General features: G+C 32.7%; 2 protein-coding genes. Both read left to right on the top strand.

The genetic code is table 11. The features are described 5' to 3' along the window. Positions 1 to 248 precede the first annotated feature (248 nt). Positions 249 to 800, top strand: coding sequence for a TetR/AcrR family transcriptional regulator (locus COD11_RS24780; protein WP_061691482.1), 552 nt, complete (start codon positions 249 to 251; stop codon positions 798 to 800). Then, positions 800 to 1,177 (top strand): quaternary ammonium compound efflux SMR transporter QacH, encoded by a 378-nt coding sequence (gene qacH / locus COD11_RS24775; RefSeq protein WP_000121134.1) that lies wholly within the window; start codon positions 800 to 802, stop codon positions 1,175 to 1,177. The genes COD11_RS24780 and qacH overlap by 1 nt, the downstream gene beginning before the upstream one ends. Positions 1,178 to 1,302: the final 125 nt, after the last annotated feature.

The raw sequence follows: 1,302 nt of genomic DNA, 5'->3' as shown, positions 1-1,302 counted from the left end.
GGGGTAGAGTCCTGAAAATGCGGATTTACAACGGTAATGTAATTTTCACCCATAAATAAAGCCGATTTTAAGAAATCGACTGTTGAACTAAAGCTCCCTTTACTTTAAGTACATTTCTTCACAATCTTTAGATTAATTTATTGGATTATTTTTATGTGAAAGAGTGATATTAAATAAGAGCTTTAATTCGATTGACAAAAAAACCGTCCAGACGGTATATTATATGTATCTAAGTTATGGAGGTTATTATGTCTATTTCAAAGCATGCTAATAAGAAAAAAAATATATTGATTGCTGCATCTGAAATTGTAAAAGAAGAAGGAGTTGTCAAACTCACATTAGAGGCAGTCGCCCAAAGAGCTGGCGTGAGTAAAGGTGGATTATTATACCATTTTCCTAGCAAGGAAGCATTAATTAAAGGAATGGTGGAAGATTGGATAAATAATTATTTCGAATGCATTAATACGTTAGTTAATAACGACGATGATAACGCAATAGGAAAATGGAATAGGGCTTATCTTAAATCTACATTTTCCGATTTAGAAAACAATAATCTAAATTCCGCACTAATGGCTGCTATGTTTATTAATCCAGATTTATTAGATGAATTCCGGCAGAGATACGATATTTTGCATACAAAGTTAATAACTGATGGAATTGATCCTGTCAAAATAACAATTACAAGATTATCCATAGATGGTCTTTGGTTTTCAGAAATATTTGGAATGGCACCATTAAATGAAGAACTAAAAACACAAGTTTTTGATGAACTAATAAACATGATTCAGGAGGACGAATAATGTCATATCTATATTTAGCACTTGCAATAGTGGGGGAGATTATTGGCTCTTCCCTATTAAAAGCATCTGAAGGCTTTTCAAAACTCTATCCTACAATAGGGGTAATAATAGCTTTCGTTGGTTGTTTTTTCTTTTTATCCTTGTCGCTAAAAACAATCCCCTTAAACACTGCATATGCATTATGGGCAGGTTTAGGACTTGTTTTGACTACAGTAATTTCAGTTTTAGTTTGGAAGGAAAAACTTAACATGGCTAGCATTGCAGGAATAACACTGATTCTTGTAGGAGTTGTAATATTGAATTTGTTTGGACCAGGACATGGAGAATCTGGTCATGAAGCAAGCGAAACTATTACAATGAATGAGACAATGGAATAACACATAAAAAAGTCCTTCTTAATAAAGAGAAGGACTTTTTAGCTTAATTAAGGGTATTTTTTGAAGTCCTTATTCAACAAACCTGCGTACGTTAGTTTAAGTGTATCACTTCACAATTCCAATAG

The sequence above is a fragment of the Bacillus sp. AFS040349 genome (assembly GCF_002577655.1).
GTDB lineage: Bacteria > Bacillota > Bacilli > Bacillales > Bacillaceae > Metabacillus.
This window is presented reverse-complemented; position numbering and strand designations above follow the sequence as displayed.

Bases quoted from the DNA above. Each gene is read 5' to 3' on its own strand.
- qacH (WP_000121134.1), top strand. From the start codon at position 800: ATGTCATATCTATATTTAGCACTTGCAATAGTGGGGGAGATTATTGGC.
- COD11_RS24780 (WP_061691482.1), top strand. From the start codon at position 249: ATGTCTATTTCAAAGCATGCTAATAAGAAAAAAAATATATTGATTGCT.